Origin of the sequence: Pseudomonas deceptionensis (assembly GCF_900106095.1) — a bacterium.
GTDB classification, from domain to species: Bacteria; Pseudomonadota; Gammaproteobacteria; order Pseudomonadales; family Pseudomonadaceae; genus Aquipseudomonas; species Aquipseudomonas deceptionensis.
On record NZ_FNUD01000002.1, the window covers coordinates 2,810,798 to 2,828,081 of the forward strand.

The window sequence follows — 17,284 nt, forward strand, 5'->3', positions numbered from 1 at the left end:
TGACGATGCATTGGAGGAAATCTGTGCACGTGTTTTGCATTGATTCCTTCAGCAACCGCTATCAAACCTTTCAGCCACTGTCTGCGGGTGTCCTCAAAGCAACACAATGCACTGTTAGTGTGCGAACTCAGTACACCTCGTCGTGTTATGCACGGAACATTTGCCATGCGCCGCAGGTCGTTAATCTAGCGATACAGATTGTCTGACAACAGCTAGTCTTTGCTCTGTCACTGAGTGCAGGAAACAGCTCAAGTTGATGGCTAAACGCGTGCAGGGTCATGCGTAACCTTTACCGGATGGAGAACAGCATGGGTTCGAGCAAGCAAACGGGTAAAGGGAGAGACTCATGGTTACCCGAAAACTCGGATATCGAGGCGCTGGCACGGGCTGAGCATCCTGATCCGTTTTCGGTTCTGGGGCCCCACGCCGATGGCGCGGGCGGTCAGTCTGTTCGGGCTTTTTTGCCAGGAGCGCTCAGTGTCAACGTGCTTGCTCGCGACGGCGGTGAAGTGCTGGGCCCGCTCGAATATTCACAGGTGCCCGGTTTTTTTGTCGGGCATTTCCCGCAGGCCAGTGGCTATGTGCTGCAGGTTGATTGGGGGGATGTTGTCCAGGTCAGCGAAGATCCTTACAGTTTTGGTCCGCTGCTGGGTGAAATGGATCTGTACCTGTTTGCCGAAGGCAATCATCGCGATTTGAGCAGTTGCTTTGGCGCGCAGTTGACCCACGTAGATGGCGTGCCCGGGGTGCGCTTTGCGGTGTGGGCGCCCAATGCGCGGCGGGTTTCGGTTGTGGGTGATTTCAATGGCTGGGACGGCCGTCGTCACCCCATGCGCCTGCGCCATCCGAGCGGGGTGTGGGAGCTGTTTGTACCCCGCCTGCAAGCCGGTGAGGCCTACAAGTATGAAATTCTCGGGGCCCAGGGCATTTTGCCGCTCAAGGCTGACCCCGTGGCCCTGGCTACGCAGTTGCCGCCCGACACCGCGTCAAGAGTCGCCTCGCCCCTGACGGTCGACTGGCAGGACAGCGAGTGGATGCAAGCCCGTGCGCAGCGCCAGCGCCATGATCAACCGTTGTCCATCTACGAGCTGCATGTGGGCTCATGGCAGTGCGAGGCCGATGATGCCGGCGAGATCGCGCGTCAGTACACCTGGCCTGAGCTGGCGGACCGCCTGATCCCCTATGTGCAGCAACTGGGCTTCACCCATATCGAGCTGATGCCGATCATGGAGCACCCGTTCGGCGGCTCCTGGGGCTATCAGCCCTTGTCGCAATTTGCACCCACCGCCCGCTACGGGTCGCCCGATGATTTTGCGGCGTTCGTCAATGCCTGCCATGTGGCCGGTATCGGGGTGATTCTGGACTGGGTGCCCGCGCACTTCCCCAACGATACCCACGGGCTGGCGCAATTTGATGGCACTGCGTTGTACGAATACGCCAACCCGCTTGAAGGTTTTCACCAGGACTGGAATACGCTGATTTACAACCTGGGCCGCACCGAAGTGCATGGCTTTATGCTGGCCTCGGCCCTGCACTGGCTTAAACACTTCCACATCGACGGGCTGCGGGTCGATGCGGTGGCGTCCATGCTGTACCGCGACTACTCACGCAAGTCCGGTGAGTGGGTGCCCAATCGCCATGGCGGCCGGGAAAACCTCGAAGCCATCGAGTTTTTACGCCATCTCAATGACGTGGTTGCCCACGAAGTTCCCGGTGCGCTGGTGATTGCCGAAGAGTCCACGGCCTGGCCGGGGGTCAGCCAAAGTACCGATCAGGGCGGCCTGGGTTTTTCATACAAGTGGAACATGGGCTGGATGCACGATTCGCTGCACTACATCCAGCAAGACCCGGTGTACCGCGCCCATCATCACAACGAGTTGAGCTTTGGCCTGGTGTACGCCTGGACCGAGCGTTTTATCCTGCCGATTTCCCACGATGAAGTGGTGCACGGCAAGCACTCGCTGATCGACAAAATGCCCGGTGATCGCTGGCAGAAATTCGCCAACCTGCGGGCTTACCTGAGTTTTATGTGGGCCCATCCGGGCAAGAAGCTGCTGTTTATGGGCTGCGAATTCGGACAGTGGCGCGAGTGGAATCACGACCAGCAGCTGGACTGGTACTTGCTGCAATACCCCGAGCACCGAGGTGTGCAAAAACTGGTGGGTGACTTGAACTGTTTGTACCGCGAGCAACCTGCGTTGTATGAGCAGGACGACGTGGCGCAAGGGTTCCAGTGGTTGATCGGGGATGACGCCGCCAACAGCGTTTACGCCTGGCTGCGCTGGAGCAAGGACGGTTCGCCATTGCTGGTGGTGACCAACTTTACCCCGGTGCCACGTGAGGGCTATCGCATCGGAGTGCCGTTTGCCGGTACCTGGAAAGAGGTCATCAACAGTGATTCGGCCATCTACGCCGGTTCTGATTATGGCAACGGCGGCGGGGTCGTGACCGAGGCGCTGCCCAGCCATGGGCAGAGTGTGTCAGTGGCCCTGAATCTGCCTCCGTTGGGGGTGTTGATCTTGCGGCCGGTGGTTGCCTAGATCACAGGCGCCTCACCCTGGTCCTCCCGGAGGGTGCAGGGTGAGGTGAGGGGGCGCCCGGATTTACAGATGCACCTCAACCGCCAGCGGCAAGTGATCCGATAAATGCGTCCACGGTTTGTTGCCGAGGATTTCGGGGTTGTGGCTGCTGGCGTTGCGCAGGTAGATGCGGTCCAGGCGCAGCAGCGGCCAGCGTGCGGGGTAGGTTTTGGCCAGTTGCCCATGATGCCGGGCGAATACTTCGTGCAGGTCGTCCCGTTGGCAGAGGGCGGCGTTGCCTTGCTGTTTCCAGTCGTTGAAGTCACCGGCAATGATCACCGGCTCGTCAGGCGGCAAGGATTTGAGCAATTGGTTCAGCAGTACGATCTGTAACTGGCGATGGCTTTCCAGCAAGCTCAAATGCACGCAAATGGCATGCACATTGTCGTGGCCGGGGACGTCCAGCACGCAATGCAGCAGGCCACGCCGTTCCGGGCCAGTGATGGAAACATCCAGGTTGCGCCAGGACTTGATCGGGTATTTGGACAGCAGCGCATTGCCGTGATGGCCGTCGGGGTACACCGCGTTGCGGCCGTAGGCAAAGTCGCTCCACATGCTGTCGGCAAGGAACTCGTACTGTGAGGTTGCCGGCCAGTCTTCGTAGCGCGATGCGTATTTTTCGTGTTCGCCTAGCACTTCCTGCAAAAACACCAGGTCGGCGCCGGTACTGCGTACCGCCTCACGCAGTTCGGGGAGGATGAAGCGTCGATTGAAAACCGTGAACCCTTTGTGCGTATTGACCGTCAGCACTTTGATCTGGTGCACGGCAGGCGCCGTCGCGGGTGTGGCAGGCGCGAGGGGGGTACCGACAACAGCCATGGTTAGGGTCACTCCTGTGTTGGTGCCGTTTTTGGCTTCAAGCTGCAAGCTGCAAGTCAGAGCTCGACTCTGGCAGCTTGCAGCTTTTTTATGGGGGCGCGCTTGATGCTTATCAATACATTCACGACACCTCGGTATGTTGCAGCTCAAACAGCACCAGCGAGCGCCCGGTGACGCTGTAGGGTTTGTTGAAGGGCAGGTGCTGCGGGCCTTTGATAGACGGGTCAGTGGTGTCGAGCTTGCAAGACCAGCTGATGCCATCGGGGACTTTAGGCAAGTTGAAGTTGAGGTTGTCGAAGTGTGCGTTCACCACGATCAGCAGGGTGGCGTCGGCGCCGGCACGCTGGACCCCGGACACTTGGGTGCGACCGTCGAGCAACATGCCCAGGCATCGGGCCTCGGGGTCATTCCACTGCTCGGTGGTCATCTCGTTGCCGTCCGCAGCCAGCCAGGTCACGTCCTTGACCTCGGGGTTCTCGTTGCAGTGGCCAACCAGAAACAGGCCGCGGCGCAAGATGGGGTAGTGCAGGCGTAACTTGATCAGGCGTTTGACAAACGCGAGCAGGGTTTTGGCCGGTTTGTCGAGTTCCCAGTTGACCCAGCCGATTTCACTGTCCTGGCAGTAGGCGTTGTTATTGCCGTGCTGGGTGCGGGCGAACTCGTCCCCGGCCACCAGCATCGGTGTGCCCTGGGCCAGAAACAGGGTGGCCATGAAGTTGCGCATCTGGCGCTGGCGCAAGGCATTGATGTCGGGATCATCGGTGGGGCCTTCGACCCCATGGTTCCACGAAATATTGTTGTTGCTGCCGTCCTGGTTGTTTTCGTCGTTGGCTTCGTTGTGCTTGTCGTTGTAGGACACCAGATCATGCAGGGTGAAGCCGTCATGGGCGGTGATGAAGTTGACCGAGGCATAGGGCCGTCTGCCGCGATGGTTGAACAGGTCGGCAGAGGCGGTCATGCGCCCGGCAAAGTCGGCCAGCTTGCCTTCGTCACCTTTCCAGAAGGCCCGTACGGTGTCGCGAAAGCGGTCGTTCCATTCCGCCCAGCCGGGCGGGAAGCCCCCCACTTGATAGCCGCCGGGGCCACAGTCCCAGGGTTCGGCGATCATTTTGACCAGGCGCAACAGCGGGTCCTGGCGGCAGGCCACCAAAAAGCTGTGACGCTCGTTAAACCCGTCGTGATAACGCCCCAGAATGGTTGCCAGGTCGAAGCGGAAACCGTCGACGTGCATCTCCTGTGCCCAGTAGCGCAAGGAGTCGGTGACCATCTGCAAGACGCACGGGTGGCTCAGATCCAGCGTGTTGCCGGTGCCGGAATCGTTGACGTAAAAGCGCTTGTCGTCGGGCATCAGCCGATAGTACGAGGCGTTATCGATGCCGCGCATGGACAGGGTTGGGCCTTGTTCGTTGCCTTCGGCGGTGTGGTTGTAGACCACATCCAGAATCACCTCCAGCCCGGCGTTGTGCAGGTGCGCGACCATTTCCTTGAACTCGGCAATCTTGCCGCTGGCCAGGTAGCGCGGGTCCGGGGCGAAAAAGCCGATGCTGTTGTAGCCCCAGTAATTGGTCATGCCTTTTTGCAGCAGGTGCTGGTCGTTGACGAACGCGTGTACCGGCAGCAGCTCGATGCTGGTCACGCCCAGATCCGTGATGTGCTCGATCACTTCTTCGACCATCAAGCCTGAAAAGGTGCCACGCACCTCATCCGGCACCGCCGGGTGGCGCATGCTGATGCCACGGACATGGGCCTCATAGAAAATGGTGCGTTCCCACGGTACGGTCACGCGATGGTCATGGCCCCAGGTGTGGGCAGGGTCAATCACTTTGCACTTGGGCACAAACGGTGCGCTGTCGCGCTCGTCAAAGCTCAGGTCGGCATCCGGATGGCCAATGGTGTAGCCAAACAGCGCCTCCGACCATTTGAGCTCCCCCACCAGTTGCTTGGCATAAGGGTCGATCAGCAATTTGTGGTGGTTGAAGCGATGGCCGTTCTCGGGGTCATAAGGGCCATACACGCGATAGCCATAAACCTGCCCGGGGTGGGCGTCCGGCAGATAGCCGTGAAATGTCTCGTCGGTGTACTCGGGCAGCTCGATACGCTCCAGTTCGACTTCACCCGTGGAGTCGAACAGGCACAGCTCGACCTTGGTGGCATTGGCGGAAAACAGGGCGAAGTTCACGCCCAGGCCGTCCCACGTAGCCCCCAAAGGAAAGGGCAGCCCTTCGCGGATGCGCAAGGCATCGCCAGTGGGAGGTGCTGACGTACGTTTGCTCATGACCTGCTCCTGCTCAACCGGGGTTCGAGGTGTGTATGTGCTGTGGGAGCGGGCTCGCGATCAGTGCTTGAATCGCGAGCAAGCCGGGTCGCCGAACCGTTGCTCCCACAGCGGGTGTACAGGCGTATTCAAGATGAAGCAGGTTTGCGCGGTGCCCGTGGCTTTTTCTCGGCGGCCGGTTTTGCCGCCGTCTTGGCTTTGGTCACACGCGGCCCGGCCTTGGAAGGGGCAAGGGCCTGAGCCTGGGCCAGTTTGTGGGCCATTTCCCAGTGGCGCTCCTCCTGACCGTCAGGCCGCCCCTCGGATTCCCAGATTTGGTAGGCAAATTCACGAATGCATTTTTCGTCGCTACTCATGGCAAAGCTCCTTGACTCGTGGGTGAATTATCGGTCCCGTTCATGGGCTTGCTGGCGGGCACAGGCCAGCAATTCGAGGCGTTGCGTGGCATCAATGGTGTCCAGCAACGTGTTGCAATCACCAGGCAGCCGTCGGCACCAGTTGGGGTGACCGCTGATGGTGCCCGGCAAATTGGCTTGTTCCTCAAGACCCAGCGCGTCCTCTATCGGCAGCAATACCAGTGGCGCACGGGTGTGCCCCAGAAAACGAATGCTGGCGTCCAGTGTCGGCGCGTTGCCTTGGGCTTCTTCCTGAAAGTTTTGCGGGTCCTGGCTCAAGGCGCGGTGCAGGCCTTCGCACTCGATGCTGCGATTTTCGCGCCAGCGCTGCGCGGCCACCGGATCGACCAGACCCAGGCGTTCGTTCCAGTCGATGTCGCGTCCGTGCAGCCAGCCATTGAGGGTTGGCAGGTCGTGGGTGCTGGTGGTGGCCAGTGCGTCATCCGGCCAGTCCAGAATCGGCTTGAAACGGGCGCCATAGTCCTGTTCGAACAGCAGCACGCGAATGCCGAGGATCGCCCGCTCGCTGAGTTTTTCCCGCAGCCCGTCGGGTACAGTGCCGAGGTCTTCACCCAGGACGATGGCCTGGTTGCGCACGGACTCGAGGGCGACCAGGCGCAGCAGGTCATCGATCGGGTAATACAGATAGGCCCCTTCGCTGGGCGATGCCCCCAAGGGGATCAGCCACAAGCGTTGCAAGCCCAGTACATGGTCAATGCGCAGCCCGCCTGCGTGGGCGAAGTTGGCGCGCAACATTTCGATAAACGCTCGGAAACCATTGCGCTTGAGGCCTTCGGGCGAGAACGCGGAAATGCCCCAGCCCTGGCCTGCGCGGTTGAGCTGGTCGGGCGGGGCGCCCACGGTCAGTTTTGCCAGCAGTTCATCCTGCCGGCACCAGGCCTGGCTGCCCGCACCATCGGCCCCCACGGCCAGGTCGGCGATCAGGCCAACGGCCATGCCGCTGGCCCGGGCGGTGGCTTGTGCGCGAGCCAGGCAGCGGTCCATCAACCACTGACAAAAGGCGTAAAAAGCGATCACATGCCGGTGTTTTTCGGCGAAGTGCAGCAGCGCCGGGCTGTCAGGATTGCGCCACTGCTCGGGCCAGTCGCGCCAGTCGAGGCTGTGGTTATCGGCCACACAGGTTTCCTGCACGGCTTCGAAGCGACAATGGTTTTCCAGCGCCTCGCCACCCTGTTCGCGAAACTGCCGGAAGTCGGCCAGCAGCGGGTGATCGTCCTGGACAAAGTGCTCGTAGAGCTGGCGCAGCAGGGTCTGCTTGGCCCGGGTTGCGGCGGGCCAGTCGATCAGGGGGAGCTGTTCCAGCCGCTCCAGTTCATCCTTCAGCCCGGTGGCCTCAATGGCTTTGCTGAGTGCTTCTTTCCCCAGAATGCTGGCCGGAGCGGCATACAGGCTGTTGAGAAACAGGCGGCTGGACGGTGAGTACGGGCTGTAGTGTTTTGGCGCGCTGCTAAACATGGCGTGCACGGGGCTGATCGCCAGTGCATCGGCGCCTCGCTCGCCAGCGGCCTGCAACAGGGTTTCCAGGGCCCGGGTATCGCCGAAGCCGCCGTCGCCATGCCGGCGCAACGAGTACAGTTGAGCGCTCAGGCCCCAGGCCCGGGGGGCCGACTGGTGCAAGGCATCGCCGATACTGAAGCACTTGGCCGGGGCCACGGCCAGGGTGAAATGCTGGTCGTCCAGCTGCACCCGGTGGTAGCCGACGGGGATCATGCCCGGCAGCATCGCGTCGGCATCCAGCTGGATCGCCAGCGACTGACCGTTTTCAAGGTGCACCACGCAGTGACTGTGGGGGTGGAAATAGCGTGATAAATCCAGGGCCTTGCCAGCGTCGGCGGTCAGTAATGGCGGCAGACGCTTGTTCTGTTGCTCCAGTTGCAGGTTAAGCAAGCTGGTTTCAATGGCTTCGGCGCTGTTGGCTGGCAGGCCCAGCCCCGCCAATATGGCTTCCAGTACTTGGGGCTGGACTCTTTGTGGCTGGCCGTTGGCATCAATCCAGTCAACAGCCAGCCCGGCTCGACCGGCAAGTATTTCAAGTTGCGCTTCGCTCATTGGCGGGCTCCCGTGGCGATAAACGATCGAGCGTCAGGCAGATCCGCAGGTTGCGTGGTTCAAGGCTTGACGGAACGAAGCAGTGACTTGGCAACCAACTGTTCATACAGCTCGGCGTAGGGTTCAACCGCCTTGCACCAGTTGAACGGTGCGGCCATGGCGCGGCAACGCATGGCGTTGAGCAGCCGGGGGTAGGCAAACACCTTGAACGCCCGTTTCAACGCTTGCTCGTAGCTGGCCACGGTGGACTCATCGAACAAAAAGCCGGTGACACCGTTTTCAATGGTGTCGGCCAGGCCGCCGGTGTTGCGTGCCACAGGCAGCGAGCCAAAGCGTTGTGCATACATCTGGCTCAAACCGCAGGGCTCGTAGCGTGAGGGCATCAACAGGAAATCGCTGCCCGCGAACATGCGGCGCGCATCGGTTTCGTTGAACCCGATGCGCACCCCGATCTGCCCCGGGAAGCGCAGGGCCAGTTCGCGCATGGCGTGTTCTTCTTCGGGCTCCCCGCGACCAATAATTGCAATCTGCCCGCCTGAGGCGACGATAAAAGCCGCTACGGCTTCGGTCAGGTCCAGGCCTTTTTGGTACACCAGGCGCGAAACCACGGCAAACAAAGGACCTTTGGACGGCTTGAGGCCGAACAAGGCGCGGACATGAGTGGTGTTCAGGCCCCTGGCCTCCCAGTCGCCGATGCTGAACGGGGCAACCAGATGCGGGTCGGTTGTCGCTTCCCAGCTTTCATCGATGCCATTGGGAATGCCGCTCAGCAGCCCTTGCTGGGTTTTGCTGGCCAAAAAGCCATCCAGGCCGCAACCAAAAGCCGGGGTGGTGATTTCGGCGGCGTAGGTCGCACTGACCGTGGTGATATGGCTGGCGTAGGCCATGCCGGCCTTGAGGAACGACAACTTGCCATAAAACTCCATGCCGTCCTGTTGCAAGGCATGGTGCGGGATGCCCAGTTCCGGGCAGCAGGCGCGGCTGAATACACCCTGGTAGGCAAGATTGTGGATGGTAAACAGCGTAGGTGTGCGTTGACCGCGCCAATGCATATAGGCTGGTGCCAGCCCGGCAGGCCAGTCGTGGGCGTGTACCAGATCGGGCTGCCAGTGGATCTGTGCCAGGTTGGCCGCAATATCGGCTGCAGCCAGGCCCAGGCGGGCGAAGCGAATATGATTGTCAGGCCAGTCACGGCCGTTATTGGCGCCGTAGGGTGAGCCTTCGCGCTCATACAGTTCGGGGCAAATCAGTACATAGATGACCAGCCCGTCCTTGAGGTCCATGCGCCCGATCTTGCAGGCGGGCAGGGCGGCATGGCCGCCAAGTTCGCCGATGATATGAATCGGATTGTCACTATTGAGCACTTGCGGATAGCCCGGGATCAGCACCCGTACATCATGCAAGTGACGCATGGCCCGTGGCAGGGCGGCCGACACATCGCCCAGACCGCCGGTTTTAACCAGATCGGCCAGTTCGGAAGTGACAAACAGCACTTTCTTTTTATTGAGGTTGGCACTGGCCGACGGCAGCAAGGGCTTCCCGGCAGGAGCCATGCCTGGCAGTGATATCAGCTCACTAATAACTTGCGGGTGCAGACGTTCTTCTTGATTTGGCGCAGCAGCACTGATCATGAATCTCTCCCGTTGTATTTATAGATCCCCTTGCGGCCACCCGGCCAGTACGTCCCCACTTGCTAATCCGCCAGCCACCCTTGTCTCGATACACAGAGGGTGAGTAAGGCACTGCAAGGAATGCACCAAAAGCGGCGACCTTGTCTGAATTCGACCTATCACGGGCGCAGAAGATTCGTTTATTTAATTACGACGTTTAGACGCCGTAGACACGACAGCGTTGAGTGTAGGAGAGATAGTTCAAGTTTGTAGGATCGAGTGGATAATTTGTAGGACAAAACAGTGTTTGTTGCAGGGGCAATATGTCACACGTTGTGTGTCACAGATATTTCGGGCACGACTGAAAGTCTGTGGCCGTTGGTCGGGTGTGGCTGACACCCCGGAAGGCCTGCATCACCAGGCCGGCTCCCACAGGCTGCCGGCCGTCCTATGACCCTTAACTGCACGCCGAACGCACCATTGCGGTGCGTTCGGTGCTGGAATTTCAGTTGCCTGGGTATTCGGCGATGACCTGGTCGCTGCCATCGTTGCGCAGGCCGATGACCTGATACGCATCTTTGCGATCGCCCATTTCCATTCCCGGTGAGCCCATCGGCATGCCCGGCACGGCGATCCCTTTAAGGTCGCTGCGCTTGCTCAGTGCAACCACTTGGTCGGCGGGCACATGGCCCTCAACGAATTTGCCGTTGATCACACCGGTATGGCACGAAGCCAGTCGCGGCTGGACGCCGAGGCGTTGCTTGACACTGCTCATGTCGGCTTCCACATGGTCATTGACCTTGAACCCGTTGGTTTCAAGGTGCGAGATCCAGGCTTTACAGCAACCGCAGTTGGCGTCGCGATGCACATCAATGGTCAGTTGCTCGGCGGCCTGGGCCATGGAAGTCAGCAACAGGGCCGAGAGAGCGGCAAGGCGCAATGGGGTTTTCATCGAGTTCCCTCTTTACAAAAAAGATCAGCCTGAGCGACAGGGGCTGTCAGGCAGATGATGGCTAGATGACAATTTTGTCAGGTTGGGCCGGTTTTGATGGAATCAAGTGCAGGGCGATACACCCCGTAAACAGCGCTGAGCCAGCATCCGGCTTGCCAGCGACGGGGTTACTGGCCCAGGCGCAAACTGGCCCGAATGCCCTGTACTTCGGCCTCGTTGGCTTTGTACCCGTCTGCCGGGCCGGCGTAGGAGAGGGCATACGCGCTGTTGTCACGGGTCGCGGCGACCAGGGTCTGCGTAATGACGTGGTTGCCGTTCTGGGTGATCTTGCAGGTGGTTTCCAATGCGTCCATGCCGCCCAGGGTGCTGCTGCGGATTTTGTTGCAGGCGCTCTGGTAACCGCCTTTGGCGAAATTCTGTTGCAGGGTTTTGCGCATCTGCAACAACACCGCCTCCATATTGACCTTGTGCTCAGGCGTCAGGGTCGACTGGGTCAGCTCCATGACCATTTGCGGATCGCCGTTGGCGTCGTTCTTCACTGCCCGCTGGCGCACGCTGCTGTCGTCAGGCGCAGGCGGAACCGCTTGAACTTCCCAGCCCCCAGGCCAGGTAATCATCAGCGTGTCGGCACTGGCCGCGGGCACTGCTGCGAGCAGGCATAAGCCGATAAAAACAGGTAAACGGCGAGCAAAGTGCATGGATTTCGGGCCTTTTTGACGGGGTTTTGACCGTAATAGTGTATCAATAGGTGTCGAGGTATTGCTTTGCAGCGTGACATCATTTTTGACCATTGCTCAGCTAAACCTTTGCTTCTTATGTCTAATCCCGGACAATCGCGCCCCTCTTATGGCCGGGGCGATGTCAGCAAGGTGTTTCTTGTCCGCCCCGGCTGCGTGGTAACGACCGGCTAGCGGAGATTCGACCGGATGAATGACCAGGCTAACAGCGTCGACGAACGCTTCGACGAGACACCCGCGACCCTCAGTCGCTGGAACCGTCATGACACCACCTGGATGCTGGGCCTGTTCGGCACAGCGATTGGCGCAGGTACCTTGTTTTTGCCGATCAACGCAGGGCTGGGCGGCTTTTGGCCGTTACTGATCCTGGCGCTGTTGGCGTTCCCGATGACCTTTTACGCACACCGTGGGCTGACCCGCTTCGTACTCTCCGGGCGCGAAGGTTCAGATATCACTGATGTGGTTGAAGAGCATTTCGGCCTGCGCGCCGGTGCCGTGATCACGCTGCTGTACTTCCTGGCTATTTTCCCGATCCTGCTGATCTACAGCGTAGCGCTGACCAACACGGTCGGCAGCTTTATGCTCAACCAGATGCATATCACCCCGCCACCACGGGCACTGCTGTCGCTGGTGCTGATTCTGGGCCTGCTGATCGTGGTGCGCTGCGGCGAACAAGTGATCGTCAAGGCCATGAGCATGATGGTCTATCCGTTTATCGTCGCGTTGCTGTTTTTGGCGGTGTTTTTGATCCCGCACTGGAACGGCGGCATTCTGAGCACTGCAGGCACGCTGCCTGAACCTTCTGCCCTGTTGCATACCTTGTGGCTGGCGATTCCGGTGATGGTGTTCTCCTTCAACCATTCGCCGATCATCTCGGCCTTCGCCGTTGATCAAAAGCGCCGTTATGGCACCAACGCCGATGAGCGCAGCTCGCAGATCCTGTCACGCGCCCACTTGCTGATGGTGGTGATGGTGCTGTTCTTTGTCTTCAGTTGTGTGCTCACACTGTCGCCAGCGCAACTGGCTGAAGCCAAGGCCCAGAACCTGTCGATCCTGTCTTATCTGGCCAACCACTTCGATAACCCGACCATCGCTTTTGCCGCGCCGCTGATTGCGTTTGTGGCCATTGCCAAGTCTTTCCTGGGCCACTACATCGGCGCCAGCGAAGGCCTTAAAGGTCTGGTACTGAAAACCGGCAAGCGTCCGGGTGCAAAAAACCTCGACCGCATGACCGCCGCTTTCATGCTGGTGGTGTGCTGGGCGGTGGCAACGCTTAACCCAAGCATCCTGGGGATGATCGAAACCATGGGCGGACCGGTGATTGCCACCATTCTGTTCCTGATGCCGATGTACGCGATTCGCCGGGTGCCGGCCATGCGTCAGTACTCGGGCCAGATCTCCAACGTGTTTGTCACGGTTGTGGGCCTGATCGCGATTTCGTCGCTGGTGTACTCGCTGATTCCTTGATGCTTGCCCCTGTCGCCGCCGTCCAGCGCGGCGACACTGCACTGATTGTCCCTCGCAAGCCGTCCTGGGCTTGAGTCTGGTCAGTACTGCGAATATGATTGCGACCCATTCCTATTCGCAGTGTGCTGCCAGCACGTCCCGAGGGTTCCCGTGTCGTCATCCCCGCCGAACCCATCGCTATTGCATTCAGACGTGCGCAGCCTCTACAGCGACCACCACGGCTGGCTGGTGAACTGGCTGCGACGGCGTTTGCGCGATACCGACAATGCCGCCGACATGGCGCAAGACACCTTCCTCTACGTGTTGGGCAAGCCGGAACAGGTGGCCCGTTTGCGCGAGCCACGTGCCTGGCTGAGCAGCATCGCCAAGGGTTTGCTGATTGACCGCTTTCGCCGCCAGCAGGTTGAGCAGGCGTACTTGAATGCCATCGCGCATTTGCCTGAGCAGGACATGCCTGCCCCCGAGGAACGTTTGATCCTCCTTGAAACCCTGACCCGGATTGACGCGTTGCTCGACGGCTTGAAGCCCAATGTGCGGACTGCCTTTTTGCTCTCGCGCCTCGAAGGCCTCGGTTATCAGGCGATTGCCGAGCGCCTGGGGGTTAGTCTCAGCTCAGTGGAAAAGTACATGGCTACGGCCATCCGGCACTGTTTCCTTGCGCGAAACGCACTATGAGCGGCGGATCAGTCCCGACTGGATTCGCTGCGCAGGTACTGGATCAGGCGATTGACTGGCTTGTGAAATCCCGGTCGGGTGTCGCTGACCCGCACGTGCAGGCTGCGTGTGAACAGTGGCGAGCGGCCGATGCCAGCCATGAGGCGGCCTGGCAAGCCCTGCAAGTCGCCGAAATGGCCTTTCAAAAAGTCTCGGCGCTGCCCGGTCGCGTGGCCCTCGACACCCTGTCCACCAGCGCTCGACTGCGCTCGCGCCGTCAGACCCTCAAGGTGCTCGGCTTGGGCCTGCTGGGCGCCGGGGCGGGCGGGCTGGTCGTGCAGCAACAACCCTGGCGCACCATGGGCGCCGACTATGCGACCGGCGTGGGGGAGCGGCGCCTGTTCAACCTGGCAGATGGCACTCTATTACAGCTAAATACCGACAGTGCTGCTGATGTGCTGTTCACTGCGCAACAGCGGCTGATTGTTTTGCGCGCTGGCGAGATTTTTATCCGCACAGGCCACGACCCTGCCTCCACGGCCGCACGCAGGACGTTTTGGGTGCAGACCCGTGAGGCGCGGCTGGAGGCAATCGGCACGGCATTCGATGTGCGCCAGGAACCCGGGCGTACCCGGTTGATGGTCGAGGAAGGCGTGGTGGCGATACATCTGCCTGTTGCCCGACCGGTGTTGGTGCAGGCCGGCAGCGAGTATGTGATCGATACCCGGTCGGCGCGCGCGCAGCCCGTCTCGACCCTGGATGTCGGCGGCTGGGCCCGTGGGGCGCTGGTGGCCAGACAGATGCGTTTGCAGGACCTGGCGCAAGAGTTGGCGCGCTACCGTCACGGTTGGTTGCAGTGTGATGCCGCGGTCAGTGATTTGCGTGTGTCCGGGGTGTTTCAGCTGGATCAGATAGATCGTGCACTTGAGGGCCTGAGCCAGTCATTGCCGGTACGGATCGAGCGCAGGACGCGGTTCTGGACGCGGATTGTGGCGGTTTAAGTCGCTTGCGTGAGCGGCTTTCGGGTGTATTGCGAATAATTATCAAATTCTTTTGCGGGTTTCCAGGTGTCCTTCGACAAATAGGCATATGACCTGTTAATTGTCGGAGCCCAGCTCAATGTCCCGTGTCTTTCGCAACCCTTCTTTATTTTCGCGTAACCGTTTAGCCATCGCCTTGCAGGCGGTTCTACTGGGCGGCGTACTGGTTGGCGCGCAATCGGTCAGCGCAGCGGCCGTCACTGCCCAGCGCAGCTTCGACGTGCCGGCCAGCGATCTGGAGGCGTCGTTGAACCGTTTTGCCCAGCAGGCCAACATCTCCCTGCCTTACGCCCCGGCCCTGGTAAAAAACAAACAGGCACCGGCACTCAAGGGACGTTTTGATGTGGCCCAGGGTTTGCTGCAACTGCTCAAGGGCAGCGGTCTGGCGGCCACTGAAGGCGCTAATGGGGTCTGGACGCTCTACCCGCTGACTACCGGCGGTGCTGACGGCCAATTGCAACTGCAAGCCACCAGCGTCACAGGTCTGGCTTTGGGCGGCACCACAGAAGGCAGCCATTCCTACACCACAGGTGAAACCAGCACCGCGACCAAGTTACCGCTTTCGCTGCGTGAAACGCCGCAATCGGTCACGGTGATTACCCGCCAGCAGATGACCGACCAAGGCTTGGGCAGCATCGCCCAGGTGCTGGGGCAAACGCCGGGCATCACGGTGGTGCATGACGATAGCGAGCGCTTCAACTTTTACTCCCGGGGTTTCACCCTGGACAACTTCCAGTACGACGGTGTGCCGACTTCGGACTTCACCACCAACACCAACGGCCTGGGCATGCGTGACATGGCCATTTACGACCGGGTTGAAGTGGTGCGCGGAGCGACCGGGCTGATGAGCGGCGTGGGCAGCCCGTCCGGCGCGGTGAATCTGGTGCGCAAGCGCCCAACCAAAGAGTTTCAGGGCTCTGTGGCAGGCAGTGGCGGATCATGGGATCGCTATCGCAGCGAGATGGACCTGTCCGGGCCGCTCACTGAAAACGGAACAGTGCGTGGTCGCGTCGTGGCAGCCCGCGAAGATGGCCGTTCCTTTATTGACCGCTATTCCTCCATCAAGGACGTGTTTTACGCCATCGGCGAAGCGGATTTGACTGACGCCACGACCGTCTATGCCGGGATCGACTACCAGCGAATAAATTCCAACGGCTCAAGCTTTGGTCAGTTGCCGTTGTATTACAGCGATGGCAGCCGCACCCACTTCAAGCGCTCAATGAATCCGGCAGCCAAGTGGGCGTATGCCGACAGCGAAAGTACCAAGTACTTCGCCGGGGTTGAGCAACGTTTTGATAGCGACTGGCTGCTCAAGGTCGAGGCCAGCCACTGGAAGGGCACTACCTGGCAGCTGCAGGGCAATCTGGTGGGCTGGGGCCCTTTCCCGGACAAAGCCACCGGCGAAGCACAGTTCATGAGCGGGACCAAAGACTTCGGGATCAACACCGATTCTTTGGACGCCTATGCCACCGGGCCGTTTGAGATGCTGGGCCGCACCCACGAGTTGGTGGTGGGGGTGAACATGAGCAGTCGGCGCACTGATTACCTGGCAATGAATGCGGATGACCTGACCGTCAATTATCAGGACTGGAATAATGACGCACCACGGCCTACGGACTTGAGCCAGGGCTTGAAGCAGAAGTACAAAACCAGGGAGTCGGCAGCCTACGCGGCATTGCGCTTGAAGCCGACCGATGACCTGTCAGTGATTGTGGGAACCCGCGTGGTGGACTACGACCGCAAGGGCGCCATGACCTATAACGCGGCGCAAACGACGCCGACCACGGACGATTCGAAAACAACCGGGAAAATGATTCCTTACGCTGGCATCGTCTATGACCTGAGTGAAAATCACTCGGTCTACGCCAGCTACACCGACATCTTCACCCCGCAAAGTTACTTTGACCGCGATGACAAAGTACTCGCGCCGATGACCGGTCAAAGCTATGAAGCTGGCTTCAAGTCCGAGTATTTCGGCGGCGCGCTGAACACCAGTTTTGCGCTGTTTATGATCAAACAGGACAACTACGCCGAATACGATGGTATGCGCGCTAACGGCGAAGATGCCTACAAAGCGGTGAGCGGCACCAAGACCAAAGGCTTTGAAGCGCAAATCTCTGGCGAGATCATGACCGGCTGGCAATTGCTGGCGGGCTACACCTACGCGCAACCGAGGGACAAAGACGGCAAGCGGATCAACAGCAACCATCCGGAACAGCTATTCAAACTGGCCACCAGCTATCAACTGACCGGCGATCTTAAAGACCTGAACGTGGGCGGCAACCTGTCGTGGCAGGGCTCGACCTACAGCGAGCTGGACTCATCGATCAAGGCCGACGCCAAGGAAGGCAGCTTCGCGGTGGTCGGCCTGATGGCCCGCTATGACATCAATGAAAACCTGAGTGCCTCGGTCAATCTCAACAACGTATTCGACCGCGAATACCTCAGCGGTTATGGCTTGTATTCGACCTATTACTACGGCGATCCACGCAATCTGATGGTGGGGATGAAGTACCGTTTCTGACGGCAAGTTTCATGTCGTGCCTGCGCTGCGTCGACTAGGGTTAAAAACCACCGGATCGCAGGCAGGCAATGTGCGATAACGGCATCCCCTGGCGCCGCGCAACGACGCTGACCTGCATCAAGGATGCCCGACCCGCACAGGCTTAGTCTGGGTTCATTCCAT

The 17,284-nt window shown here is 59.9% G+C and carries 12 protein-coding genes; 5 read left to right on the forward strand and 7 right to left on the reverse strand.

The window, feature by feature from the left end; all coding sequences use genetic code 11:
• Window positions 1-308: 308 nt before the first annotated feature.
• The gene (gene glgB, locus BLW11_RS12895; RefSeq protein WP_048358372.1) at window positions 309-2,540 is read left to right on the forward strand and encodes a 1,4-alpha-glucan branching protein GlgB; all 2,232 of its coding nucleotides are present in this window, start codon (window positions 309-311) and stop codon (window positions 2,538-2,540) included.
• A 63-nt stretch (window positions 2,541-2,603) separates the two neighbouring features.
• Here the strand turns inward: glgB and BLW11_RS12900 are convergent, their stop codons facing one another.
• The 7 genes from BLW11_RS12900 to BLW11_RS12930 all read right to left on the reverse strand — a co-directional run bounded on the left by BLW11_RS12900 (window position 2,604) and on the right by BLW11_RS12930 (window position 11,398).
• Window positions 2,604-3,398, reverse strand: a complete 795-nt coding sequence (locus BLW11_RS12900) for an endonuclease/exonuclease/phosphatase family protein (protein WP_048358371.1) — start codon at window positions 3,396-3,398, stop codon at window positions 2,604-2,606.
• 121 nt (window positions 3,399-3,519) lie between these two features.
• The gene (gene glgX / locus BLW11_RS12905; protein WP_048358370.1) at window positions 3,520-5,673 is read right to left on the reverse strand and encodes a glycogen debranching protein GlgX; all 2,154 of its coding nucleotides are present in this window, start codon (window positions 5,671-5,673) and stop codon (window positions 3,520-3,522) included.
• A gap of 128 nt (window positions 5,674-5,801) precedes the next feature.
• Window positions 5,802-6,029 (reverse strand): DUF2934 domain-containing protein, encoded by a 228-nt coding sequence (locus tag BLW11_RS12910; RefSeq protein WP_048358369.1) that lies wholly within the window; start codon window positions 6,027-6,029, stop codon window positions 5,802-5,804.
• A gap of 27 nt (window positions 6,030-6,056) precedes the next feature.
• A complete protein-coding gene (malQ, locus tag BLW11_RS12915) occupies window positions 6,057-8,138 on the reverse strand; it encodes a 4-alpha-glucanotransferase (protein ID WP_048358368.1) in 2,082 nt (693 codons plus the stop codon).
• Between the two features lie 59 nt (window positions 8,139-8,197).
• Window positions 8,198-9,769: a glycogen synthase GlgA gene (glgA, locus tag BLW11_RS12920; protein ID WP_048358367.1), complete on the reverse strand. Its 1,572-nt coding sequence runs from the start codon at window positions 9,767-9,769 to the stop codon at window positions 8,198-8,200.
• 484 nt (window positions 9,770-10,253) lie between these two features.
• Complete coding sequence (locus BLW11_RS12925; RefSeq protein WP_048358366.1) at window positions 10,254-10,700, reverse strand: DUF411 domain-containing protein; 447 nt, start codon at window positions 10,698-10,700, stop codon at window positions 10,254-10,256.
• Between the two features lie 167 nt (window positions 10,701-10,867).
• On the reverse strand, window positions 10,868-11,398 hold the full coding sequence (locus BLW11_RS12930) for a DUF4946 domain-containing protein (RefSeq protein ID WP_048358365.1): 531 nt from the start codon (window positions 11,396-11,398) through the stop codon (window positions 10,868-10,870).
• Window positions 11,399-11,626: 228 nt separating this feature from the next.
• Between BLW11_RS12930 and BLW11_RS12935 the strand changes: the two genes are divergently transcribed.
• The 4 genes from BLW11_RS12935 to BLW11_RS12950 all read left to right on the forward strand — a co-directional run bounded on the left by BLW11_RS12935 (window position 11,627) and on the right by BLW11_RS12950 (window position 17,122).
• The gene (locus BLW11_RS12935) at window positions 11,627-12,904 is read left to right on the forward strand and encodes a serine/threonine transporter (protein WP_048358364.1); all 1,278 of its coding nucleotides are present in this window, start codon (window positions 11,627-11,629) and stop codon (window positions 12,902-12,904) included.
• Between the two features lie 150 nt (window positions 12,905-13,054).
• Entirely contained in the window at window positions 13,055-13,579 is a 525-nt protein-coding gene (locus BLW11_RS12940; RefSeq protein WP_048358363.1) for a sigma-70 family RNA polymerase sigma factor, read from the forward strand.
• Complete coding sequence (locus tag BLW11_RS12945; protein ID WP_048358362.1) at window positions 13,576-14,559, forward strand: FecR domain-containing protein; 984 nt, start codon at window positions 13,576-13,578, stop codon at window positions 14,557-14,559. Before BLW11_RS12940 ends, BLW11_RS12945 begins: the two co-directional genes overlap by 4 nt.
• A gap of 118 nt (window positions 14,560-14,677) precedes the next feature.
• Entirely contained in the window at window positions 14,678-17,122 is a 2,445-nt protein-coding gene (locus BLW11_RS12950) for a TonB-dependent siderophore receptor (RefSeq protein WP_048358361.1), read from the forward strand.
• The last annotated feature ends 162 nt before the right edge of the window (window positions 17,123-17,284 follow it).